Origin of the sequence: Bacillus sp. AFS040349, from assembly GCF_002577655.1 — a bacterium.
Classification (GTDB): Bacteria; Bacillota; Bacilli; order Bacillales; family Bacillaceae; genus Metabacillus.
Genome location: NZ_NUMC01000065.1, coordinates 88971 through 113718, shown reverse-complemented (window position 1 = coordinate 113718; position 24748 = coordinate 88971). Strand labels below are relative to the sequence as shown.

Annotated in this window: 23 protein-coding genes and 1 riboswitch; of the genes, 20 read left to right on the top strand and 3 right to left on the bottom strand. The window is 37.1% G+C overall.

Going from position 1 to position 24748, the window contains the following annotated elements:
* Positions 1 to 624 precede the first annotated feature (624 nt).
* A complete protein-coding gene (gene fosM, locus COD11_RS15050) occupies positions 625 to 1044 on the top strand; it encodes a FosM family fosfomycin resistance protein (RefSeq protein ID WP_098797718.1) in 420 nt (139 codons plus the stop codon).
* A gap of 114 nt (positions 1045 to 1158) precedes the next feature.
* Here fosM and COD11_RS15045 read toward each other — a convergent pair whose 3' ends face one another.
* Complete coding sequence (locus COD11_RS15045) at positions 1159 to 1917, bottom strand: CPBP family intramembrane glutamic endopeptidase (RefSeq protein WP_176551101.1); 759 nt, start codon at positions 1915 to 1917, stop codon at positions 1159 to 1161.
* Positions 1918 to 2203: 286 nt separating this feature from the next.
* Here COD11_RS15045 and COD11_RS15040 point away from each other — a divergent pair, with 286 nt between their 5' ends.
* The 13 genes from COD11_RS15040 to purD all read left to right on the top strand — a co-directional run bounded on the left by COD11_RS15040 (position 2204) and on the right by purD (position 15748).
* A complete protein-coding gene (locus COD11_RS15040; protein WP_098797716.1) occupies positions 2204 to 2404 on the top strand; it encodes an NETI motif-containing protein in 201 nt (66 codons plus the stop codon).
* A gap of 87 nt (positions 2405 to 2491) precedes the next feature.
* Positions 2492 to 2593: riboswitch (purine riboswitch) on the top strand.
* 165 nt (positions 2594 to 2758) lie between these two features.
* Positions 2759 to 3247, top strand: coding sequence for a 5-(carboxyamino)imidazole ribonucleotide mutase (gene purE, locus COD11_RS15035; protein ID WP_098797715.1), 489 nt, complete (start codon positions 2759 to 2761; stop codon positions 3245 to 3247).
* Complete coding sequence (gene purK / locus COD11_RS15030; protein WP_098797714.1) at positions 3234 to 4364, top strand: 5-(carboxyamino)imidazole ribonucleotide synthase; 1131 nt, start codon at positions 3234 to 3236, stop codon at positions 4362 to 4364. The genes purE and purK overlap by 14 nt, the downstream gene beginning before the upstream one ends.
* A gap of 15 nt (positions 4365 to 4379) precedes the next feature.
* Positions 4380 to 5672 carry an adenylosuccinate lyase gene (gene purB / locus COD11_RS15025; RefSeq protein ID WP_098797713.1) on the top strand — a complete coding sequence of 431 codons (1293 nt, stop codon included), beginning with the start codon at positions 4380 to 4382 and terminating at the stop codon, positions 5670 to 5672.
* Positions 5673 to 5796: 124 nt separating this feature from the next.
* A complete protein-coding gene (purC, locus tag COD11_RS15020) occupies positions 5797 to 6528 on the top strand; it encodes a phosphoribosylaminoimidazolesuccinocarboxamide synthase (protein ID WP_098797712.1) in 732 nt (243 codons plus the stop codon).
* A complete protein-coding gene (purS, locus tag COD11_RS15015) occupies positions 6516 to 6770 on the top strand; it encodes a phosphoribosylformylglycinamidine synthase subunit PurS (RefSeq protein WP_098797711.1) in 255 nt (84 codons plus the stop codon). The genes purC and purS overlap by 13 nt, the downstream gene beginning before the upstream one ends.
* Positions 6767 to 7450: a phosphoribosylformylglycinamidine synthase subunit PurQ gene (purQ, locus tag COD11_RS15010; RefSeq protein WP_098797710.1), complete on the top strand. Its 684-nt coding sequence runs from the start codon at positions 6767 to 6769 to the stop codon at positions 7448 to 7450. Before purS ends, purQ begins: the two co-directional genes overlap by 4 nt.
* Positions 7434 to 9662: a phosphoribosylformylglycinamidine synthase subunit PurL gene (purL, locus tag COD11_RS15005; protein WP_098797709.1), complete on the top strand. Its 2229-nt coding sequence runs from the start codon at positions 7434 to 7436 to the stop codon at positions 9660 to 9662. Before purQ ends, purL begins: the two co-directional genes overlap by 17 nt.
* On the top strand, positions 9638 to 11050 hold the full coding sequence (gene purF, locus COD11_RS15000) for an amidophosphoribosyltransferase (RefSeq protein ID WP_098797708.1): 1413 nt from the start codon (positions 9638 to 9640) through the stop codon (positions 11048 to 11050). The genes purL and purF overlap by 25 nt, the downstream gene beginning before the upstream one ends.
* A gap of 114 nt (positions 11051 to 11164) precedes the next feature.
* The gene (gene purM, locus COD11_RS14995) at positions 11165 to 12202 is read left to right on the top strand and encodes a phosphoribosylformylglycinamidine cyclo-ligase (protein WP_098797707.1); all 1038 of its coding nucleotides are present in this window, start codon (positions 11165 to 11167) and stop codon (positions 12200 to 12202) included.
* Positions 12202 to 12768 (top strand): phosphoribosylglycinamide formyltransferase, encoded by a 567-nt coding sequence (purN, locus tag COD11_RS14990; RefSeq protein ID WP_098797706.1) that lies wholly within the window; start codon positions 12202 to 12204, stop codon positions 12766 to 12768. Before purM ends, purN begins: the two co-directional genes overlap by 1 nt.
* A gap of 19 nt (positions 12769 to 12787) precedes the next feature.
* The gene (gene purH / locus COD11_RS14985) at positions 12788 to 14326 is read left to right on the top strand and encodes a bifunctional phosphoribosylaminoimidazolecarboxamide formyltransferase/IMP cyclohydrolase (RefSeq protein WP_098797705.1); all 1539 of its coding nucleotides are present in this window, start codon (positions 12788 to 12790) and stop codon (positions 14324 to 14326) included.
* A 153-nt stretch (positions 14327 to 14479) separates the two neighbouring features.
* Positions 14480 to 15748 carry a phosphoribosylamine--glycine ligase gene (gene purD / locus COD11_RS14980; RefSeq protein WP_098797704.1) on the top strand — a complete coding sequence of 423 codons (1269 nt, stop codon included), beginning with the start codon at positions 14480 to 14482 and terminating at the stop codon, positions 15746 to 15748.
* On the opposite strand, the gene COD11_RS28015 is transcribed toward purD, so the two are convergent.
* Positions 15729 to 15830 carry an EYxxD motif small membrane protein gene (locus COD11_RS28015; protein WP_331275793.1) on the bottom strand — a complete coding sequence of 34 codons (102 nt, stop codon included), beginning with the start codon at positions 15828 to 15830 and terminating at the stop codon, positions 15729 to 15731. The genes purD and COD11_RS28015 overlap by 20 nt on opposite strands.
* Before the next feature lie 70 nt (positions 15831 to 15900).
* A complete protein-coding gene (locus COD11_RS14975) occupies positions 15901 to 16179 on the bottom strand; it encodes a YgaP family membrane protein (RefSeq protein ID WP_176551100.1) in 279 nt (92 codons plus the stop codon).
* A gap of 117 nt (positions 16180 to 16296) precedes the next feature.
* On the opposite strand from COD11_RS14975, the gene COD11_RS14970 reads away from it, so the two are divergent.
* From COD11_RS14970 to ligA, 6 genes are all read left to right on the top strand, one after another.
* The gene (locus tag COD11_RS14970) at positions 16297 to 18039 is read left to right on the top strand and encodes an adenine deaminase C-terminal domain-containing protein (protein ID WP_098797702.1); all 1743 of its coding nucleotides are present in this window, start codon (positions 16297 to 16299) and stop codon (positions 18037 to 18039) included.
* 38 nt (positions 18040 to 18077) lie between these two features.
* Complete coding sequence (locus COD11_RS14965; RefSeq protein ID WP_098797701.1) at positions 18078 to 19130, top strand: DUF3048 domain-containing protein; 1053 nt, start codon at positions 18078 to 18080, stop codon at positions 19128 to 19130.
* 24 nt (positions 19131 to 19154) lie between these two features.
* Positions 19155 to 19466, top strand: coding sequence for a YerC/YecD family TrpR-related protein (locus tag COD11_RS14960; protein ID WP_098797700.1), 312 nt, complete (start codon positions 19155 to 19157; stop codon positions 19464 to 19466).
* Positions 19467 to 19659: 193 nt separating this feature from the next.
* A complete protein-coding gene (gene pcrB, locus COD11_RS14955; RefSeq protein ID WP_098797699.1) occupies positions 19660 to 20352 on the top strand; it encodes a heptaprenylglyceryl phosphate synthase in 693 nt (230 codons plus the stop codon).
* Positions 20353 to 20433: 81 nt separating this feature from the next.
* Positions 20434 to 22662, top strand: coding sequence for a DNA helicase PcrA (pcrA, locus tag COD11_RS14950; RefSeq protein ID WP_098797698.1), 2229 nt, complete (start codon positions 20434 to 20436; stop codon positions 22660 to 22662).
* Positions 22663 to 22717: 55 nt separating this feature from the next.
* On the top strand, positions 22718 to 24739 hold the full coding sequence (ligA, locus tag COD11_RS14945) for an NAD-dependent DNA ligase LigA (RefSeq protein ID WP_098797697.1): 2022 nt from the start codon (positions 22718 to 22720) through the stop codon (positions 24737 to 24739).
* Positions 24740 to 24748: the final 9 nt, after the last annotated feature.

The window sequence follows — 24748 nt, the reverse complement described above, 5'->3', positions numbered from 1 at the left end:
ACGTCGCCAAGTAAGATGAAGGAAAGATCAGTAGAGATACTGATCTTTTTTTGTGTAGTTATAGGTTGTTAAACCGAAGGTTTGAAAATAAAAATTAGAGACAAAGTAAAACTACTAGCCTGAGGCTTGGGAGAAGCAAGAAGATCAAGGAAGCGCAGAGAATGAAGACCGGAGTGTGCGGTCTTGGCACATGAGGATCTGAATGAACAAGCTGACGCGGAGATTCGCCGCTTATCGCAGGCCGATAGTCCGAACACGGANNATGGTAGTTGGGGGTTTCCCCCTGTGAGAGTAGGACTCGCAAAGTAAGTGAAGAAAAGATCAGAAATGCTGGTCTATTTTTTTGTGTGTAGTTGTAGAAGTTGAATGCATATAATTTTGTAGAATTGCAGATGAAGATCTCAAAATCGTAGATAGGGTATTATGAGTCGAAAATAAACTACCAGAAATCGTAGATAAAAACAATCTAACCCGATTAGATCAGCATTTTGTATCCTCCACTTTTAAATTAAGATGTCTCTATTAAAAGAGGCCCGACAGAAGCCATCTTCTTAATTTTTACATAGATATGATATATTTATCCGGTATGAGACGTTTAAGTCAATAAAGATGGGGGAAATTAGTATGATTAAAGAAATTAATCACTTTCTGTTTTCAGTTTCAGATTTAAATCAATCAATAGAATTTTACCAGAGTGTATTTGGTGCTAAATTATTAGTAAAAGGTCGTAGTACTGCATATTTTGATTTGAATGGTTATTGGGTAGCATTGAATGAGGAGAAGGATATTGCGCGAAATGAAATAGCACATTCTTATACACATATTGCTTTTTCTATAGATGAAAAGGATTATGATCAAGTTTACAACAAATTAAGTGAATTAAATGTAACAATTCTTTCAGGACGTCCAAGAGATGAAAAAGATAAAAAATCGATCTATTTTACTGACCCAGATGGACATAAATTTGAATTTCACACGGGAACATTAAAGGATCGTTTAGACTATTATAAGAAGGAAAAGCTGCATATGGAGTTTTTTTATTAATTATAAAAATTAATCTGAATAGGAGAGATTTTTAAAATATAGAATTATTGAAAAAAACTGATGTGGAAAGCTCAAACCTTTTTATTTAGGTTCTGAGCTTTCTGTTAGAGAGTATCAGATTATAAAACCGCTGAATACCATTCCGATATTAATGATGATATGAAAAACAATACTAGGATAGATGCTGTTCGTTTTAAGTGTGATTAATGCGTAAATTACTCCTGCAATTGAAATTAACAAACTAAGAGAAATGGAAAAACCAATTGCTAGATGAAGAAGTCCAAAACCAACACTTGTAACAAAAATTGCAAAACCTGTAGATGTGTATTTCTTAAGGCTGGAAAGCATGATTCCTCTCCAAATAACTTCCTCAAAAATAGCATTTATTAGTGAGAAAATTAAGGAAAACAATAGAAGCGATTGGATATATTCTATATCTTTTTGAATAATAAAAATTAGATATATAAACCCATTAACGATGATTCCTATTATCCAAAACCAGAATGTATTAACTTTATGGAACGGTAAAATAATGGGATTTTGCCAATCTGGTTTCTTATTGTACCAAGAAATTGTGTTATTGAAGAATACATGGTTTAAAATGATCCCTATTATGATAAAAACAAGGAAAGTCCGATTTAGAATTACTTTTGTTTCCTTTGAGATATTTAACTCTCCAATGAAATCATTAGTAACCATAAATACCACAAAACCAATTAGAAACGATAACAATAGAGATATAATGAACCGTCTTTCTTTATTTGTTATTAACAAAACCAATAATCCAATAAAAACAATTGTAGAGAACATTACTTGCTGATAAGCAATAGAAATAATTCCTAAAAAATACAAAATAGCAGTAGTAATTAACAAAACAAAGACTCCCATTCAAATTTAATTAGGTAAGATAAAACAGATGTAAAATAATTTTACCATAAATAACCAAGGTCTCTTGTAATTTAGAAGTTACATTTTATGAACTGCCACATGCTAGGTACTCAAAATCACACCCTGTTAGTCCCCAGCCTCCTTTTTCTCCTTTTATATGGTATATGTCTTTCAAAATTACCCGAAAATAATAAGTAGAGGTATTAAAAAAGTGGTAAAATGAGAGTACTTTTTTTATGAAATTGGGATTGTACTTTATGGAGGTTGAAGAATGACAAGTAAGCCAAAAAAGAAAAAATTTATAGTAGAAGAAAATGAAACGATTGAAGATTGTTTAGCTAGAATGAGTAAGGAAGGGTACTTTCCTGTTAGAAGAACGGAGCAGCCTATCTTTAAGGAAGAAAAACGAGATAATGTTGTTGAACATGTTCCATGTGGTAGAAGTATTACATTTGAAGGGAAATTAATGTAAAACACGAACATTAATGTGTCAATAAAATAAATCGTTCGATTTTACGTTGACATCGAAAAGCTTCATTGTTAATATAAAACATGTAAATAATTGATGAACGATAAACCTCATATATAATTGGGAATATGGCCCAGAAGTTTCTACCCGATGACCGTAAATCACCGGACTATGAGGGAAAGTCATGTATATACGATTCGGAAATAGACCTATAATCCGAGCTCGATATACTGAACTTTCTCTATGGATTAGAGAGAGTTTAGATATCGAGCTTTTTTAGTATCAGAGTTTATAGGGCTTTCGCCGTTGTACTTAGCGACAAGCCAAGTTTTCTAGTTTTGTAAAGGTGGGGAAAAGATGGAGCCGGTTGTAGGAGTTATCATGGGAAGTACGTCTGACTGGGAAACAATGAAAGCTGCATGTGATATTCTTGATGAGTTGAATGTTCCCTATGAAAAGAAGGTTGTTTCAGCACATCGCACACCAGATTACATGTTTGAGTATGCTGAAAATGCTAGAAAAAGAGGTTTAAAGGTTATTATTGCTGGTGCAGGAGGTGCTGCACATTTACCGGGGATGGTAGCAGCAAAAACATCTTTACCAGTCATTGGAGTTCCAGTACAGTCAAAGGCTCTAAATGGTCTTGATTCATTGTTATCGATTGTTCAAATGCCAGGAGGGGTCCCAGTTGCAACGGTTGCGATAGGAAAAGCAGGAGCAACGAATGCGGGTTTATTAGCTGCTGAGATTCTTTCAACAGGTGATCAATCTCTAGCAGATAAATTAGATACAAGAAGAGAAGAACTTCGACTAAAGGTGTTAGAAAGCAGTGATGAACTTGAGTAACCAAACGATATTGCCAGGAGGAACAATTGGGATAATTGGTGGAGGTCAGCTTGGCAGAATGATGGCCATTGCAGCTAGACAGCTTGGCTATCGTATCGCGGTATTGGATCCAACAGAAGATTGTCCTTGTGGTCAAATTGCAGATATAGAGATTACAGCAGGTTATGAAGATTTAAATGCAATTAAGAGACTTGCTGAAGTTAGTGATGTTATTACCTATGAATTCGAGAACATCGATTACACAGCACTGCGTTGGTTAGAAGAAAATGCGGCATTACCACAGAAAAGCTCATTGCTTCTTTTAACGCAGGATCGTGAAACAGAAAAAGCAGCCATAGAGAAAGCAGGTTGTGAGGTAGCGCCTTATCAAATCATCCATAATGATGAGGAGTTATACAAGGCAGTTGAAAAGCTTGAGTATCCGAGCGTGTTAAAAACATGTAGAGGTGGTTATGACGGTAAAGGACAAAGAGTCCTCCGTAGTGATCAAGATCTTGAGGAAGCGAAACAATTACTTTCTCATGGAACATGTATATTAGAAAAATGGGTACCTTTTGAAAAGGAAATATCCGTTATTGTGACACGATCTGTTAGTGGCGAGACAAAGACATTTCCAGTGGCTGAAAATGTTCATAAAGACAATATTCTTTATCAAAGCATTGTACCTGCAAGAGTGTCAGATGAAGTTATTCAAAAAGCAGAACAGTTAGCTATAAAGCTATCAAATAGCTTTGAGCTTGTAGGAACACTTGCAGTAGAAATGTTTTTAACGAAAAATGGAGATATCTATATTAATGAGCTTGCACCTCGCCCACATAATTCAGGTCATTATACAATCGACTTATGTGAAACAGATCAATTTGAACAACATATCCGGGCTGTCTGTGATCTGCCTTTAGGGAGAACTACATTGCTTCAAAGCGGTATGATGGTGAATCTATTAGGAGAAGATTTATCCATAGTGAGTGATCATCTCTCATTACTAAAAGATGCAAAGCTTCACCTATATGGAAAGAAGGAACCTGCTGCAAAACGCAAAATGGGACATATCACGTTTATTAGTGAAACAATAGAAAAAGACATAGATAAAGTAAATCAAATTTGGGGTTATAAATAGAACGGAGGCAAAAACATGATTGAACGTTATACAAGACCAGAAATGGGCGCGATTTGGACGGAAGAAAATAAATTTAAAGCTTGGTTAGAGGTAGAAATTTTAGCATGTGAAGCATGGGCAGAGCTTGGAGTTATTCCAAAAGAAGATGTTGCACTTCTTCGTAAGAATGCATCATTTGATGTGAACCGCATTAACGAAATTGAATTAGAAACTCGTCATGATGTTGTTGCGTTCACTAGAGCGGTTTCGGAAACTCTTGGTGAAGAACGTAAATGGGTTCATTATGGCTTAACGTCAACTGATGTAGTAGATACTGCTTTATCTTATATACTTAAACAAGCAAACGATATTCTGTTAAAAGATATTGAAAACTTTATTCAAATTTTAAAAGAAAAAGCACAAGAGCATAAATACACAGTCATGATGGGACGTACTCATGGTGTACATGCTGAACCAACAACTTTTGGTTTAAAGCTTGGATTATGGTATGAAGAAATGAAACGTAATTTAGATCGCTTTAAGCGTGCTGCAGAAGGTGTTGAATATGGAAAGATCTCTGGTGCTGTTGGAACTTATGCAAACATTGATCCTTTTGTTGAATCATATGTGTGTGAAAAGCTAGGAACAAAACCTGCTCCAATTTCAACACAAACTTTACAACGTGACCGTCATGCAGATTATATGGCTTCTATTGCATTAGTTGCAACGTCAATTGAGAAGTTCGCTGTAGAAATTCGTGGTCTACAAAAGAGTGAAACACGTGAAGTGGAAGAATCGTTTGCAAAGGGTCAAAAAGGATCTTCAGCAATGCCTCATAAACGTAACCCGATCGGTTCAGAAAATATGACAGGTCTTGCACGTGTTATTCGTGGGTATATGTTAACAGCTTACGAAAATGTTCCTTTATGGCATGAAAGAGATATTTCTCACTCTTCAGCTGAACGTATTATCTTACCAGATGCTACGATTGCTCTTAACTATATGTTAAATCGCTTCGGTAATATTGTGAAAAACTTAACAGTATTCCCTGAAAACATGAAGCGTAATATGGATCGTACACAAGGTCTTATCTACTCTCAACGTGTGTTATTAGCGCTAATTGATACTGGTATGACAAGAGAAGAAGCGTATGACCTTGTTCAACCAAAAGCAATGGAAGCATGGGAAAAACAAGTACCTTTCCGTGGATTAATAGAAGCAGAAGAAAAGATTACTTCTCGTCTTTCAGCTGAAACAATTGCAGACTGCTTCGATTATAATTACCACTTAAAAGGTGTCGATACTATTTTCGAACGTCTAGGATTATAAAAAGCAAATAGCAAGGGCTAAAAAGTCCCTTGCTATCTATTTGATAAAAAAATATGGTTAGAAAATCTAACAAATAGTTTGTATATACTTAAGGTTCCCAATATTCAGTTTAGGAGGGCTTTCATTGAGTACAGAAAAGCTTGAATTACTATATGAAGGTAAAGCAAAAAGAATTTATAAAACAAACGAACCTACTATTTTATGGGTCTCATACAAAGATTCTGCAACAGCCTTTAATGGTGTGAAAAAGGAAGAGATTACAGGTAAAGGTCGTTTAAATAATGAGATTTCTACATTGATTTTTGAAAGGCTAACAGCTAACAACATTGAAAATCATTTTGTTAAAAGACTTTCAGCTACTGAGCAACTTGTCAAAAAGGTAGAAATTATTCCTTTAGAAGTAGTGGTAAGAAATGTTGTGGCAGGCAGCCTTTCTAAACGTATTGGAATTGAAGAGGGAACAGAAATTAAACATCCACTAGTAGAGTTTTATTACAAAGATGATGATTTAGGTGATCCATTAATTACCGAAGATCATATTGCTCTATTAGAAGTTGCAACACCAGAACAAGTTGAAACATTAAAAACTCTAGCTAAAAAGGTGAATGAAGTGCTTAAAGCTCATTTCCTAGCATGTGACATCCGCCTAATTGACTTTAAATTGGAATTCGGCTTAACAGAGGATGGGAACATTATACTTGCTGATGAAGTATCACCAGATACATGTCGTTTATGGGATATCAACACAAATGAGAAGTTCGATAAGGATGTTTTTCGTCGAGAAATTGGTAGTTTAACAGATGCATATGAAGTTATTTTAACTAGACTTGGAGGCCAATCAACATGTACAAAGTAAAAGTTTATGTCACGTTAAGAGAAAGTGTATTAGATCCACAAGGAAGCGCAGTGAAAAGTGCTTTACACAGCATGGATTATAAAGAAGTTCAAGATGTACGTATCGGAAAGTATATGGAACTTACAATTGAAAAATCAGACCGTGATTTAGATGTAGCTGTTCGTGAAATGTGTGAGAAATTACTTGCTAATACAGTGATTGAAGACTTTAGCTACGAGGTACAGGAGGTTGTCACAAAGTGAAATTCGCTGTGATCGTTTTCCCAGGGTCTAACTGTGATGTTGATATGTACCATGCAATTAAAGATGAGCTTGGTGAAGAAGTAGAGTATGTTTGGCATGATGAAACTGACTTAAGTGGGTTTGATGGCATTCTTCTACCGGGTGGATTTTCTTACGGAGACTACTTACGCTCAGGTGCGATTGCACGCTTTTCAAATGTAATGAAAGAAGTTGTAAAAGCAGCTGAAGCTGGTAAGCCTGTTCTTGGTGTATGTAATGGATTCCAGATTTTATTAGAAGTTGGTTTACTGCCAGGTGCAATGAAGAGAAATGAAAATTTAAAGTTTATGTGTCGACCAGTTAATTTAAAGGTTGAGAACAATGAAACAGCCTTTACTTCAGCTTATGAAAAGGATGAGGTTATCTCAATTCCGATTGCACATGGAGAAGGGAACTATTATTGTGATGAGCAAACACTTCAAACGCTTAAAGAAAACAATCAAATCGTGTTTACGTACGAAAAAAATCCAAATGGCAGCTTAGTTGATATTGCAGGCATTACAAACGAGCGCGGAAATGTATTAGGGATGATGCCTCACCCTGAGCGTGCAGTTGATGAATTATTAGGAAGTGCTGACGGATTGAAATTATTTCAATCGATCGTAAAAAACTGGAGGGAATCTCATGTCACTACTGCTTGAACCAACAAACCAGATGATAAAAGATGAAAAAATCTACAGACAAATGGGTGTAAGTGATGACGAGTTTGCCCTGATTGAAAAAATTATTGGACGTCTTCCAAATTACACAGAAATCGGTATTTTTTCGGTTATGTGGTCGGAGCACTGCAGCTACAAAAACTCTAAACCAATTCTAAAGAAGTTTCCTGTTACAGGTGAAAAAGTACTACAAGGTCCTGGTGAGGGAGCTGGGATCGTTGATATTGGAGACAATCAAGCGGTTGTATTCAAGATTGAGAGTCATAACCATCCATCTGCAATTGAGCCTTACCAAGGTGCAGCAACTGGTGTAGGTGGGATCATCCGTGATGTATTCTCTATGGGAGCTAGACCTATTGCGATTTTAAATTCTTTACGTTTTGGAGAACTAAAAACACCTCGTGTGAAATATTTATTTGAAGAGGTTGTTGCAGGGATCGCTGGTTACGGTAATTGTATTGGTATTCCAACTGTAGGTGGAGAAATCCAATTTGATGCTTCTTATGAAGGAAATCCACTTGTTAATGCAATGTGTGTTGGGTTAATTAACCATGAAGATATTAAAAAGGGTCAGGCAAAAGGTGTTGGCAACACAGTCATGTATGTTGGTGCCAAAACTGGCCGTGACGGAATTCATGGTGCAACATTTTCTTCTGAAGAATTAACTGACGATTCTGGTGCAGATCGTTCTGCTGTGCAAGTAGGCGATCCATTCATGGAGAAGCTTTTATTAGAAGCTTGCTTAGAAGTTATTAAGAATGACGCTTTAGTTGGAATTCAAGACATGGGTGCAGCTGGATTAACAAGTTCATCAGCAGAGATGGCAAGTAAAGCTGGTTCTGGTATTGAAATGGACTTAGATCTCATTCCACAACGTGAAACTGGTATGTCAGCTTATGAAATGATGCTTTCTGAATCACAAGAAAGAATGTTGCTTGTTATTGAAAAAGGAAGAGAGCAAGAAATTGTTGATCTTTTTGAGAAATATGATTTAGAAGCTGTTTCAGTTGGTAAAGTAACAGATGATAAAATGCTTCGTCTTTTCCATAAAGGTGAAGTGGTATGTGAGCTTCCAGTTGATGCTTTAGCAGAAGAAGCACCTGTTTACCACAAACCATCTAAAGTACCTGCTTATTATGAAGAGTTCCAACAAATGAACGTAGCACCTCTTCAAGTAGATAACTATAAAGAAACACTTGTGAATCTATTAAAGCAACCAACGATTGCATCTAAAGAATGGGTTTACGATCAATATGATTATATGGTTCGTACAAATACAGTTGTAGCACCAGGTTCTGATGCTGCAGTAGTACGTATTCGTGATACGAAAAAAGCTTTAGCGATGACAACTGACTGTAACTCTCGTTATCTCTATTTAGATCCTGAAGTTGGTGGGAAAATTGCGGTAGCAGAAGCAGCTCGTAACATCGTATGTTCTGGTGCAACTCCACTTGCGATTACAGATAACTTGAACTTCGGTAACCCTGAGAAACCAGAAATTTTCTGGCAAATTGAAAAAGCGGCTGATGGAATTAGTGAAGCTTGCCGTGTATTAAATACACCAGTTATCGGCGGTAACGTGTCTTTATATAACGAAACAAATGGAACAGCGATCTATCCAACACCTGTTATCGGTATGGTTGGATTAATTGAAGATACAGATTATATTACAACTCAAGACTTTAAAGCAGCTGGAGATCTAATCTATCTTGTTGGTGAAACAAAGCCGGAGTTTGGTGGTAGTGAGCTTCAAAAGTTAACACAAGGCGAAATCTTTGGTCAATCACCGGAGCTAGATTTAGAGAAAGAAAGCAACGTTTTAGGACAAATTTCTGCTGCAATTCGTGCGAAGTCAGTAGCATCTGCTCATGATGTATCTGAAGGTGGTGTAGCGGTTGCGTTAGCTGAACCATTATTCGGTGGTGAAGGATTAGGAGCTACTGTTACTCTTCAAGGTGATGCAACGGCAGCATTATTTAGTGAATCTCAAACAAGATTTATCCTTTCTGTGAAAAAAGAAAACAAAGAAACATTTGAAAGTTTAGTAGATGCAGTTTGTATTGGAGAAGTAACAGATTCTGGCAAACTTATCATTTCAAACGAGAAGAACGAAACACTTGTCGATGCATCTGTTAAAGAATTAAAGGATGCATGGAAAGGAGCAATCCCATGCTTGCTGAACTCAAGGGATTAAACGAAGAATGTGGCGTTTTTGGAATTTGGGGTCATCCTGAAGCAGCACAAATCACTTATTATGGTCTGCACAGTCTACAGCATAGAGGTCAAGAAGGTGCTGGGATTGTAACAAGTGATGGCGAGAAGCTTACAGGAATGAAGGGATTAGGCCTCATTAACGAAGTATTTGCGGGCGGAAAATTAAATGAACTATCAGGTAAAGCAGCAATCGGTCACGTTCGTTATGCAACAGCTGGTGGAGGCGGATATGAAAATGTCCAGCCTTTGCTTTTCAAATCACATAGTGGCGGATTAGCTCTTGCTCATAACGGTAACTTAGTAAATGCGACACAGCTTAAGCATCAGCTTGAGAGCCAAGGAAGTATTTTTCAAACAACTTCTGACACAGAGGTGCTTGCCCACCTTATTAGAAGAAGTGGTTATCAAGATTTGAAAGAAGCTGTGAAAAACGCATTAACGATGATTAAAGGAGCGTACGCCTTTTTAATCATGACAGAAACAGAAATGATGGTTGCTTTAGATCCTAATGGCTTACGTCCATTATCGATCGGAGTTATGGGTGATGCCTATGTAATTGCATCTGAAACTTGTGCGTTTGATGTTGTCGGAGCGAAATATGAAAGAGATGTTCAGCCTGGTGAACTGCTTATTATCAATGATGAAGGTATTCGTTCTGAACGTTTTTCAATGAATATTAATCGTTCTATATGCAGTATGGAATATATTTATTTCTCTCGTCCGGATAGTAATATTGATGGAATTAATGTTCATACTGCCCGTAAAAATTTAGGAAAACGATTAGCTGTTGAGTCTGAGGTAGATGCAGATGTTGTAACAGGTGTACCTGATTCAAGTATCTCAGCTGCGATTGGTTTTGCAGAGTTAACGGGTATTCCTTACGAATTAGGGTTAATTAAAAACCGTTATGTAGGTCGTACGTTTATTCAGCCATCTCAATCTCTTCGTGAACAAGGGGTTAAAATGAAGCTTTCTGCTGTACGTGGTGTTGTTGAAGGAAAGCGCGTTGTAATGGTTGATGATTCGATCGTTCGAGGAACAACAAGTCGACGGATTGTTAATATGCTTCGTGAAGCAGGTGCAACTGAGGTTCACGTGCGAATTAGTTCACCACCTATTGCAAATCCATGTTTCTATGGAATTGATACGTCAACACATGAAGAGCTCATTGCCTCTAACCATTCAGTCGAAGAAATCCGTCAAATCATTGGAGCAGACAGCTTAGCATTCCTAAGTGTCGAAGGTTTACTCGAAGGACTGGGCCGCCCATATGAAGGTGAAACAAGAGGTCAATGCTTAGCTTGTTTCACAGGACGCTACCCAACTGAAATTTACGCGGACACGGTACTGCCGCATGAGAAGGCGTAAATAGAAAATGCTGATAGGAATCGAGTGGTCGATTCCTGTCTTGTTTTCGGTACGTGTTTTTGTGGTGCCTGGCACCACCCGAAATTTGTCGAATTAATAAGGAGGATCACACACATGTCTGACGTTTATAAGCAAGCCGGTGTTGATATAGAAGCAGGATATGAAGCTGTTTCAAGAATGAAAAAGCATGTTGCCAAAACAATGCGCACAGGTGTATTAGGTGGCCTTGGTGGCTTTGGTGGGATGTTTGATTTAAGTGAATTAAATTATAAAAAGCCTGTACTTGTTTCAGGTACAGATGGTGTTGGGACAAAATTAAAGCTTGCTTTTATGGCTGATAAGCATGATTCAATTGGAATTGATGCAGTTGCGATGTGTGTGAATGACATCTTAGCTCAAGGAGCTGAGCCTTTATTTTTCTTAGATTATTTAGCTCTTGGAAAAGCAAAGCCTGAAAAAATTGAACAAATTGTAAAAGGGATCGCTGATGGCTGTGAACAATCTGGCTGTGCGTTAGTTGGTGGAGAAACAGCGGAAATGCCTGGACTTTATGAAGAGGATGAATATGATGTTGCTGGTTTCTCAGTAGGTGTTGTTGAAAAAGATAACATTGTAACAGGCGAGAACATTAAACCAGGACATGTGCTAATCGGTCTTGCATCAAGTGGTATTCATAGTAACGGTTTTTCTTTAGTTCGTAAAATACTACTTGATGATCAAAAGCTTAATTTAAATGAGGTATATGCGCCGTTTACACAAAGCTTAGGTGAGGTATTATTAACTCCAACAAAAATTTACGTAAAGCCTGTTCTTGAAGTGATTAAAAAGTATCAAGTTGATGGAATGGCTCATATCACTGGTGGTGGATTCATTGAAAACATTCCTAGAATGCTACCGGAAGAAACAGCTGTTGAAATCGACCTTGGTGCTTGGCCAATGCTTGATATTTTTAACTTCCTGAAGGAAAAAGGACAATTAAGTAGTGACGATATGTATAATGTGTTCAATATGGGAATTGGTTTTGTACTTGCTGTAAAAGAAGAGCTTTTACAAGATGTTATGAAAGAGTTAGAAGCTAACAATGAAAAAGGCTTTTGTATTGGGCGTGTTGTAGAAGGCTCTGGTGTTACGTTTAATGGAGGAGCACGTTAATGAAGAAAATAGCCGTATTTGCGTCAGGGAATGGCAGTAATTTTCAGGCAATCCTTGATCAAGTTAAGCTTGGTGCAGTAGATGCTGAGATTGGTTTTGTTATTTGTGATAAGCTTAAAGCAGGTGTTATTGAGCGTGCAAAATCAGCTAACATTCCTGTTTTTAGTTTTGTACAAAAAGACTTCGAAAACAAAGCACAATTCGAAGAGGAAATTTTAACTCATTTGCGTGATCACCAAATAGATTTCGTTATCCTAGCAGGTTATATGAGATTAATTGGGGATACGTTATTACAGGCTTACGAAAATAAAATTGTGAATATTCATCCATCTTTACTACCAGCTTTTCCAGGTAAAGATGCGATAGGACAAGCTTATCGTGCAGGAGTGAAGGTAACTGGTGTTACCGTACATTATGTGGATGCAGGAATGGATACAGGCCCGATTATTGCTCAACAAGCAGTTGAGGTTGCTTATGGTGATACAGAAGATATGATTGCAGAAAAAATCCATAAAGTTGAACATGTTTTATATCCGAAAGTCATTCAAGAATTAGTATCAAAATAATGTGTAGAGGTGAAAATTGATGGCAGTGAAACGTGCGCTAGTTAGTGTGTCAGATAAAGAGAATCTTGTCCCATTTGTTAAGGAATTAATTGAATTAGGGGTTGAAGTTATTTCAACTGGCGGAACAAAGAAATTACTTGAAGAAAACGGCTTAAATGTTATCGGAATTTCTGAAGTAACAGGATTTCCGGAAATCATGGATGGTCGTGTAAAAACTCTTCATCCAAACATTCATGGGGGTTTACTAGCGGTACGTAATAACCCTAGTCATATGGATCAATTAAAAGAAAATAACATTGATACAATCGATATGGTTGTTGTAAACCTTTATCCTTTTAAAGAAACAGTTTCTAAGCCGGACGTTCAATTCCAAGATGCTATTGAAAATATCGATATTGGCGGACCATCAATGCTTCGTTCTGCAGCAAAAAATCATGAAGATGTAACAGTTCTTGTTGATCCGCAAGATTACAGTACTGTTTTAGAAGAGCTAAAAGCTTCAGGTGAAGTATCACTAGCTCAAAAACAACGTTTAGCTGCAAAAGTTTTCAGACACACAGCTGCTTATGATGCTTTAATTGCAGAATTTTTAACAAAAACAATTGGTGAAGAAGATCCTGAAACAGTTACTTATACATTTGAGAAAAAGCAATCTCTTCGTTATGGGGAAAACCCTCATCAAAGTGCTACTTTCTATCAAAAACCATTCGTTCCAGTAGCATCTATTGCAAACGCGGAGCAGCTTCATGGAAAAGAGCTTTCTTTTAACAATATTAAAGATGCCGATGCAGCTCTTCAAATTGTACGGGAATTTACAGAGCCAGCTGCAGTAGCAGTTAAACATATGAACCCATGTGGAGTAGGGGTAGGTACTTCAACATTAGAAGCATTCACTCGTTGCTTCGAAGCAGATCCAACGTCAATTTTCGGTGGTATTGTTGCACTGAATCATGAAGTTGATGTAGAAACAGCTAAAAAGCTACACGAAATCTTCCTTGAGATTGTCATTGCCCCATCATTCAGTCAAGAGGCATTAGATGTTTTAACAGCAAAGAAAAACCTTCGTTTATTAACAATTGATGTGTCAGCTGCTTCTAAGCCTGAAAAAGTTCTTCAATCTGTTCACGGTGGCTTACTTGTTCAAGGTGAAGACACACTATCTTTAGATGATGTGGAAGTAACAATCCCAACAAAACGTGAACCATCAGAAGATGAATGGAAAGACTTAAAATTAGCTTGGAAAGTTGTTAAACATGTAAAATCAAACGCCATTGTATTAGCAAAAGATGAAATGACAGTTGGAGTTGGTGCAGGGCAAATGAATCGTGTTGGCGCTGCTAAAATTGCAATTGAGCAGGCTGGTGAAAAAGCACAAGGTAGCGCAATGGGCTCTGATGCTTTCTTCCCAATGTCAGACACAGTTGAAGCAGCTGCAAAAGCAGGTGTAACAGCAATCATCCAACCTGGTGGCTCAATCCGTGACGAAGATTCCATCCGCATGGCTGACGAATATGGAATCACAATGGTATTCACAGGAGTACGTCATTTTAAACACTAAAATACTTAATCAAGCAATTGGCAGTTCGCCAATTGCTTCTATTCTCACCTCTAATATCTGACATCTATTAGAACTTAATATTACAAGAGGAGAATAGCTTTTAGCATATAAACGTAATACCAAAGGGAAATAAAATTCAAGTGGGGTGTATTCATGAAGGTACTGATTATCGGACAAGGCGGACGTGAGCATGCGTTAGTTTGGAAGGCAGCACAAAGCAATCTTGTAGAAGAGGTCTTTGTTGCACCTGGCAATGATGGAATGAATGAGTTTGCAACAAGAGTAGCTATTAGTGAAAATGATAATGAAGCACTAGTTGCCTTTGCAAAAGAGCAAAACATCGATTTAACAATCGTAGGCCCAGAAGTTCCATTACTAAACGGAATTGTGAATGAATTTGAACGTGAAGGCTTAAAAATATTTGGTCCAAGAAAAGAAGCAGCTCTTATTGAAGGTAGTAAGAATTTTGCGAAAGAACTTATGATCAAATATAAAATCCCAACAGCTGAGTATCAAACGTTTACGGATGTAGATGAAGCAAAATCTTACATTGAACAAAAAGGTGCACCTATCGTTATTAAAGCGGACGGGTTAGCAGCTGGAAAAGGTGTAACTGTTGCTGAAACACTTGATGTTGCACTAGATAGTGTGACAGATATGCTTGAAAATGCTAAATTTGGCGATGCTTCAAGCTCTGTTGTTATTGAGGAATTTCTAGCGGGTGAAGAATTTTCCTTAATGGCATTTGTAAAGGGTGAAAATGTTTATCCAATGGTCATTGCTCAAGATCATAAACGTGCTTATGACAATGATGAAGGGCCAAACACTGGTGGAATGGGTGCATATTCTCCTGTACCACAGATTTCAGACGAAGTAGTAAATACCGCAGTTGAAACAATATTAAAGCCAGCTGCAAAAGCTCTTGTAAGTGAAGGTCGTTCATTTACAGGAATTTTATATGCTGGTCTTATTTTAACAAATGATGGCCCTAAAGTAATTGAATTTAATGCTCGCTTTGGTGATCCGGAAACTCAGGTTGTTTTACCAAGGTTGAAATCGGATTTAGTATCATCATTATTATCAATTTTGAATGAAGAACCTGTGGAATTAGAATGGTCAGAAGAAGCTGTTCTTGGTGTTGTACTTGCTTCAAAAGGTTACCCTAATGACTATGAAAAAGGTCTTCCAATTGGACAACTTTCTGAGAAGCATGAAAAAGCAGTCATTTTCCATGCAGGAACAAAGAAAGTTGAAGATCAGTTTGTGGGTAACGGTGGACGTGTGCTTGTTGTCTCTGGATATGGTGAAACAATTAGTGACGCACAAGAGCAAGCATATGCATTAGTTGAAAAGATTTCTGCACCAGCTTTATTCTATCGTAAAGATATTGGTAATAAAGCGATTAAGCACGGCGTTTCTTAATAAAGACGAAAAGTAATGCAACAATCCCGCCGATTAGTGCAATAAGAATAAAAGACATATCTGTTAAATATTCTAAAAACATTTTATACACCTCCTGTTAAATAAGGGACTGGCTACTAATGGCCAGTCCCATTTTTCATTTTTTAAAGTCGTTATGAAGGATTGTACGTAACAGCATCTTCTTCATCGTCAAAGTAATCTTCTTCATCATCATCAAAGAAGAAAGTTGATGATGAATTTTCAAATAAATAGGTGATCGGACAGAAGCGTAAAATACCTTCACCAACCTTCATTGCACCTAGGATGATGGCAATAAGGTAGGAATCTCTCCATGGCTTTTTACAATATTTTGAAGTAGCCCATGATAAAACAGAAAGGCCACATGTTATACGAATTAAAGCATTAACAATACCTATATTTGGTCGTACCATAATAAATCAATACCTCCCATATTTGTCATTAAATTGAAATAAAACTTTAATGCGTTAATAAGTTTCCTGTGTTAACATAGTATTTAAATAGTCTTACAAAAATTGGGGGGATTTTTTATGCCCGAACAAAAATTTCTATGGAAAAACAGTCAAATACGTAAGCAGATAGATGTTTTATCAAACAAATTATCATCTACAACAATTTTGAAAAACGTCACATATCTTAACTCATATTTAAGACAATGGATTAAAGCTAATATCTGGATCTACGATGATCGCATCGTCTATGTGGGAGACAATTTACCTGAACAAACAACAGAAACAGAAGTAATTGATTGCTCTGCTAAAGTGGTAGTACCAGGATATATTGAGCCACACGCTCATCCATTTCAGTTATATAATCCCCACACATTAGCAAAGTATGTGTCACAAACGGGTACAACAACCTTAATAAGTGATAACCTTTTTCTGCTATTACGTTGCAACAAAAAGAAAGCGCTTACTTTTATTGATGATATGGAAAAGTTGCCTTACCATTTTTATTGGTGGGCAAGATTTGATCTACAAACAGAAGTGCATTCTGAAGAAAAAATCTTTTCACATGATTTTGTGAAAAAATGGTTAGAGCATCATTCAGTCTTACAGGGCGGTGAGTTAACGGGCTGGCCTAAGCTTAGAGATGGTGATGATTGGATTCTTTATTGGTTACAGGAAACAAAGCGAAAAGGGAAAAGGCTGGAAGGTCATTTTCCTGGTGCCTCGGAAAATACATTAACAAAGATGAAATTATTTGGTGTTGATAGTGATCATGAATCAATGACCGGAAAGGATGTAATGAACCGGTTAAAAATGGGATACACAGCAGCATTAAGGCAATCATCTATAAGACCAGACTTAAGTAAGTTGATAAAAGAGGTTCAGGATGAGGGTCTTACAACTTACGATCATTTATACTACACAACAGATGGAGCGAACCCTGATTTTTATGAAAAGGGGATGATTAATCGTTGTATAGAAATCGCACTAGATAGCAATGTTCCTGCAATTGATGCTTATAATATGGCGGCCTATAATGTTGCAAAATATTATCAAATAGAAGACAGAATCGGGGTTATTGCTCCAGGAAGGGTGGCAACGCTTAATATTCTTGATTCAATTGATTGCCCTGATCCTATATCGGTTATGACAAAGGGTAGATGGATATTAAAAGATGGAATACCTCAACAAGAAGAACATGAGGTAGATTGGAATCAATATGGTCTTGAACCGGTTGATTTTAAATGGGATTTAACAATGGACGATCTACAATTTTCTATGCCACTAGGTATGAAAATGCGAAATGCGGTCATCATGGAACCATACTCTGTTACAATTGATAGTTCAGCAAATGATTTGTCCGAAAAACATGATGAAAGCTTTTTAGCTTTAATTGACCGTAATGGTGAGTGGCGAATTAATACGGTGATAAAGGGCTTTGCCAACCATGTTCAAGGCTTTGCAAGCTCCTATTCAACAACTGGAGATATTATTATCATTGGAAAACGAAAAACAGAAATGCTTGCTGCTTTTGAAAGAATGAAGGAAATTGGTGGAGGTATTGTCCTAACAGAAAACAATGAAGTGATTTTTGAAATGCCTCTTCAATTAAATGGGGGAGCTTCAAATGAAGAGCTTACACATGTTATTGATAAGCAAGCAAAATTGACCTCTTTATTACAAGAAAGAGGATACAGTTTTGATGATCCTATTCATTCATTGCTATTTCTGTCATCTACTCATTTACCATATATACGAATTACACCAAGAGGGATTTTTGATGTGATGAAAAAAACGGTACTCTTTCCATCTATAATGCGTTAAAATATAAAAGTGTAATAATAAGATAAGGTTGTGTTAGTTTGATTAAGGGTAAGTATTCATTGGTTATCGTATCATTACTTGTTTTCTTAAGCGCATGTAATCATAACGAGGACCAAGCCGAAAGCATTGTTAAAAAAGATGATGTTGTTCAGCAAGAAGATGAACCAGTCGTTGCAGAGGTTGAAGTTGAAGAAAGCGTTATCTATCCTCTAACCGGAATAGCAACAGAAGAGCAGAATATTTCACAACGTCCAGTTGCTGTGATGATTAATAATCATCCTAAAGCGAGACCACAATCAGGATTAACGAAAGCAGATGTTGTATATGAAGTACTTGCAGAAGGGAATATTACAAGGTTTTTAGCTGTATTTCAAAGTGAAGTACCTGATATAATAGGACCGGTTAGAAGTGCTAGGGATTATTATATTGATATAAGCAAAGGATTTCATGCCCTATATATTAGCCATGGATGGAGTCCTTCGGCAAAAGAGAGGCTTGTAAGTAATGAGGTTGATCATATAAACGGCATGTTACACGATGGCACTCTTTTTTGGAGGGCAGATCATCGTAACGCGCCTCATAATTCATATATCTCAAAGGACAATATCTTACAAGGTGCAGAGTTAAAACAATATACGATGACGGAAGATGTGATCCCATTCAATTTTCTTACTGAGGAAGAAATGAAGGAGATAAAGGGAGAGCAGGTAAACAAATTTGTTATAAAATATGACAAATCTGAAACATGGCAAAGCACATACGAGTATAATCAAACTGAACAAACCTATAAAAGATATAGTGGAAATGAAGAAACGGTTGACTTAGAAAGTGGAGATTCTCTAGAACTAACAAATATCTTTGTTGTTCAAATGGAACATAAGGTGATTGATAAAGAAGGCAGGCGTACAATCGACATAACATCAGGAGGAAAAGCTCTATTACTGCAAAAGGGTATGATGCAGGAGGTAGAATGGGAGAATCATGATGGCCGAATTTTACCGGTAAAAGATGGGGAAATTGTAAAGCTGGTGCCGGGAAGAACTTGGGTAAATGTCGTCCCATCTTTGGATCAATTTCTAATTCAATCGTAATAGTAAAAGGAGAATGAATAGATTATGCAAATAGAAAAGCTTCGTGGAAAAGAATTAGATCAACTTTTTCAATCTATTTTGTCATTAAAAGATTTAGAGGAATGTTATCGTTTCTTTGATGATTTATGTACTGTAAACGAAATCCAATCACTTGCACAACGACTTGAAGTAGCTAGAATGCTGCGTGATGGATATACGTATCATAAAATTGAAACAGAGACTGGAGCAAGTACAGCAACGATTTCCCGCGTTAAACGTTGCTTAAATTATGGAAATGATGCTTACACAATGGCTCTGGAACGTGTTCATGGAGAAAAGGAAATAGAAGAAGAATAAAGTGAAAGCACCGATTATAACGGTGCTTTTATTTTTTACTAAAAAATAAGGGGAATTAAGGCTTTCGCCATTTGACTTGGTGAAAGCCTAAGTTTTCTAATCTTCAAGTATCTTCCTCCCCTTTTAAGTTTTTTGCCTTCATGTAATTTGTTATAATAGGGAAATGGATGTTTTTGAATGGAGGAGTCCAGTAATGTATGATATTACCGAGTGGAAACATGTTTTTAAACTCGATCCTGATAAAGATATAAGTGATGAAGATTTAGAAAAAATATGTGAGTCTGGAACAGATGCGATTTTAGTTGGTGGAAGTGATAATATAACAGAAGATAATGTGTTAAACCTAATGTCCCGGGTTCGCCGTTATCTTATTCCTTGTGTGTTGGAGGTTTCCACAACCGAATCTATTATTCCTGGTTTTGATCTATATTTTATTCCAACAGTCTTAAATAGTCGTAAAACGAAATGGATGATGGACCTTCATCAAGAAGCTGTGAAGGAATATGGAGATGTCATGAACTGGGATGAAATTATTGTAGAAGGATATTGCATCCTAAATCAAGACTGTAAGGCTGCAGCTTTAACAGATGCTAATACCGAGCTTTCGATTGAAGATGTAAAAGCTTATGCCCGTGTAGCGGAAAATCTGTTTCATCTTCCAATCTTTTACCTGGAATACAGTGGGATGTTAGGGGACCTTGCTGTTGTTGAAGCAACGAAAAAGGTACTTACCAATACAAAACTATTTTATGGTGGAGGAATTACCTCACCAGAAGAAGCTAAAAACTTTGCTAAATATGCTGATGTAGTAGTCGTAGGGAATGTGATCTATGATGACTTAAAGTCAGCACTAAAAACGGTTGATGCAGTGAAAGAAGCAAAATAAATTTCTCCGTCAGCATTATTGAATGATGATAGAGATGACGATAAAATAGAACATATGTTTCAGAAAAGGGTGGTGGATTGGTTGCAATTTTTATCAAATCAGTTACTTGAAGGTTTGAATGATAGGCAACAACAAGCGGTAAAAACAACAGATGGTCCTTTATTGATTATGGCTGGAGCCGGGAGTGGAAAAACAAGAGTTCTAACTCATCGAATTGCTTATTTAATGACAGAAAAGCAAATAGCTCCGTGGAATATACTAGCGATCACGTTTACAAATAAAGCAGCAAGAGAAATGAGAGAGAGAATTCAAGGAATTCTTGGTTCTGGCGGAGATGAAATCTGGATTTCAACGTTTCACTCCATGTGTGTAAGAATTTTACGTCGAGATAGTGACAGAATGGGAATTAATCGTAACTTTTCTATTCTTGATACGACAGATCAATTGTCGGTTATTAAAACCATCCTAAAAGAGAAAAACCTTGATCCGAAAAAACATGATCCTAGAAGCTTACTAGGGTCCATTAGTAGTGCCAAAAATGAACTGATTACACCTGAGGAATTTGAAAAACAAGCGGGAAGTCATTATGAACAAATTGTTAGTGATATTTATAAAGATTATCAAAAGAAGCTACGTAAAAACCAGTCACTAGATTTTGATGACCTCATTATGACCACTATTCAATTATTTCAACGTGTACCAGAAGTACTGGAATCGTATCAACGAAAGTTTCAATATATTCATGTTGATGAATATCAAGATACGAATAGAGCCCAATATATGCTTGTAAAACTATTAGCTGCTCGTTTTCAAAATTTATGTGTTGTTGGTGACTCGGATCAATCGATTTATCGCTGGCGTGGTGCTGACATTGCTAACATTCTTTCATTTGAAAAAGATTATCCTCAAGCAAATGTGATTTTACTGGAACAAAACTATCGTTCTACACAGTTAATTTTACAAGCGGCGAATGAAGTGATTAAACAAAATTCTAACCGTAAAGCTAAAAATCTATGGACAGAGAATCAGCCGGGCTCCAAAATCACCTATTATCGTGCTGACAGTGAATCAGCCGAAGGGCAGTTTGTTGCCGGAAAGATTAAGCAGTTAGTTGATTCAGGTCAAAGAAAGCTTTCTGACATTGCGATTTTATATCGTACAAATGCTCAATCTCGTATTATTGAGGAAGTTTTGCTGAAGTCGAACTTGAATTATACAATTGTTGGAGGTATTAAGTTCTACGATCGTAAAGAGATTAAAGATTTACTTGCTTACCTTCGATTAATTGCTAATCCAGATGATGATATTAGCTTAGCTCGTGTTATAAATGTGCCAAAACGTGGTGTTGGTTCAACTTCCTTTGATAAAATCGCAAATTATGCAATAGACAATGACTTATCAATCTTTCGGGCTTTAGAGGAAATTGAGCAAATTGGTGTGAGCGCAAGAGTAATCAATGCTCTTACAGATTTCCGTGAATTGATACGAAATCTAGGGAATATGCAGGATTATCTGTCGGTAACAGAGCTTGCTGAAGAAATTATTGAGAAGAGCGGATATAGAGAAATGCTTAAACAGGAAAAAACGTTAGAGGCACAAAGTCGCTTAGAAAATATCGATGAGTTCTTATCTGTTACTCAAACCTTTGAAAAACAAAATGATGATAAGAGTCTTGTTGCCTTTTTAACTGATTTAGCACTTGTTTCAGACATTGATAAACTAGATGAAGAAGAGCAGGAGCAAAGTGATGCACTTGTATTAATGACGCTTCACTCTGCAAAAGGTCTTGAATTCCCTGTTGTCTTTTTAATCGGACTTGAAGAAGGTGTCTTCCCTCATAGTCGTTCCTTAATGGAAGAAGATGAGATGGAGGAGGAGCGCCGTCTTGCCTATGTAGGAATTACGAGAGCAGAGCAGGAACTTTTCCTTTCGAATGCTCAAATGCGTACGTTATTTGGTAAGACGAATATGAATCCAGAATCTCGCTTTATTAGAGAAATTCCAAGTGAATTAATTGAAAATCTGAACGAACAAGCAAAGAAATCTGTTTCATCCTTCAACGCAGCACGTCGTCAAGAACGTCAAGAAAAGCGACCACCTGTATCTAGACCTGTAGTCACACCTTCATCAACAGGGGGAGAAGCTTTTTCTTGGGCTGTTGGTGATAAAGCTGAACATAAAAAATGGGGAATTGGTACAGTCGTGAGTGTAAAAGGCTCCGGAGAAGGAAAGGAATTAGATATCGCTTTTCCAAGCCCAGTCGGAATAAAACGACTATTAGCTGCATTTGCACCTATTAATCGGGTTTAAAAATAGACGTAGTAATTTACAAACCAATTTTCGGTAGAAAGGATTGGATATCTTAATGGATAAACAATCAGCACAAGAGAGGGCTCATGCTCTTCATGAGTTATTAAACACGTATAATTATGAATATTATATACTTGATCAACCAAGCGTTTCGGATGCAGAATATGATCGGCTTATCCAGGAACTTTCAAAGCTTGAGGCAGATTATCCAGAACTGAAAACACCAGATTCACCTACACAAAGGGTAGGCGGTGGTGTTCTTGACTCTTTTCAAAAGGTTGTGCACAGAACACCAATGCTTAGCCTTGGAAATGCCTTCAATGACCAAGACTTACGTGATTTTGACCGACGAGTAAGACAAGCAGTTGGTGATGATGTTCAATATGTTGTTGAATTAAAAATTGATGGCTTGGCTGTTTCTCTACGCTACGAAAATGGGTTGTTCGTTCAAGGAGCAACGCGTGGAGATGGGACAACTGGTGAGGATATAACGGAAAACTTAAAAACGGTTCGTTCTATTCCACTAAAACTTAAAACAAATGTTTCTCTTGAGGCTCGAGGAGAAGTATTTATGCCTAAGTCCTCCTTTGAGAAATTAAATGAGCTCCGTTTACAGCTTGAAGAAGAGCCGTTTGCCAATCCAAGGAATGCAGCTGCTGGGTCTATAAGGCAGCTCGACCCTAAAATTGCTGCAAAAAGAAATTTGGACATTTTTGTTTACAGCATTGCGGATTTAGGTGGAACAGGTATTGATAGACATAGCGAAGCGTTAGACTTTTTAGAAAAAGAAGGTTTTAAAACAAATAAAGAGCGAAGAAAATGTGATAGCATTGACGAAGTCATCTCTCTAATTGAAAACCTTCAAGAAAAAAGAGCCTCTCTACCCTATGATATTGATGGAATCGTAATAAAGGTGGATTCTCTCGCTCAACAAGATGAATTAGGATTTACAGCAAAAAGTCCTCGGTGGGCTGTTGCCTATAAGTTTCCTGCAGAAGAAGTAACAACGAAGCTGTTAAATATTGAATTAAGTGTAGGAAGAACAGGTGTGATCACACCAACGGCTATTTTAGAGCCAGTTCGAGTAGCGGGGACAACTGTTCAACGTGCTTCTCTTCATAACGAGGATTTGATTAGGGAAAAAGATATTAAAATTGGTGATACAGTTGTTGTGAAAAAAGCTGGTGACATTATTCCTGAGGTTGTTAATGTGTTAGTAGAACAACGTACCGGAGAAGAACAGACTTTTACTATGCCGACGAATTGCCCTGCCTGTGAGAGTGAGCTTGTTCGAATCGAAGGAGAAGTTGCACTACGTTGCATAAACCCTCAATGTCCAGCTCAAATCCAAGAGGGGTTAATTCACTTTGTTTCAAGAAATGCGATGAATATTGATGGCCTTGGAGAACGTGTTGTTGCTCAATTGTTTCAAGAGGGATTAATTAAAGATGTTGCTGATTTATACCGACTAACAAGAGAACAATTGCTTCAACTTGAAAGAATGGGTGAAAAATCAACAGATAACCTATTAAATGCGATTGAACAATCAAAGGGAAATTCCCTTGAGCGACTGCTTTTTGGGTTGGGGATTCGCCATGTTGGAGCGAAAGCAGCGAAAACTTTAGCACAACAATATGAGACGATTGAAAATCTTCAACAAACAACTTTGGAAGAGCTAATTGCCATAAATGAAATTGGTGAAAAAATGGCGGATGCTATTACAACTTACTTCCAAAATCCTGATGTGGAGCATCTTATTAGTGAGCTTCAGTCACTAGGTGTTAATACAGCCTATAAAGGGACGAAGCTAGTTAAGCCTGAGGATAGTGACTCTTATTTTGCTGGAAAAACAATTGTTCTAACAGGAAAGCTAGAGCAATTATCAAGGAATGAAGCAAAAGAAAGAATTGAAGCCTTAGGTGGGAAAGTCACAGGAAGTGTTAGTAAAAGCACAGATCTTGTTATTGCAGGTGAGGCAGCAGGAAGCAAGCTTAAGAAAGCGGAAGACTTAAAGATTGAAGTATGGGATGAAAACAGACTAGTAGAAGAATTAGATAACGAGGGTCAGTCATCATAACAAACAGTC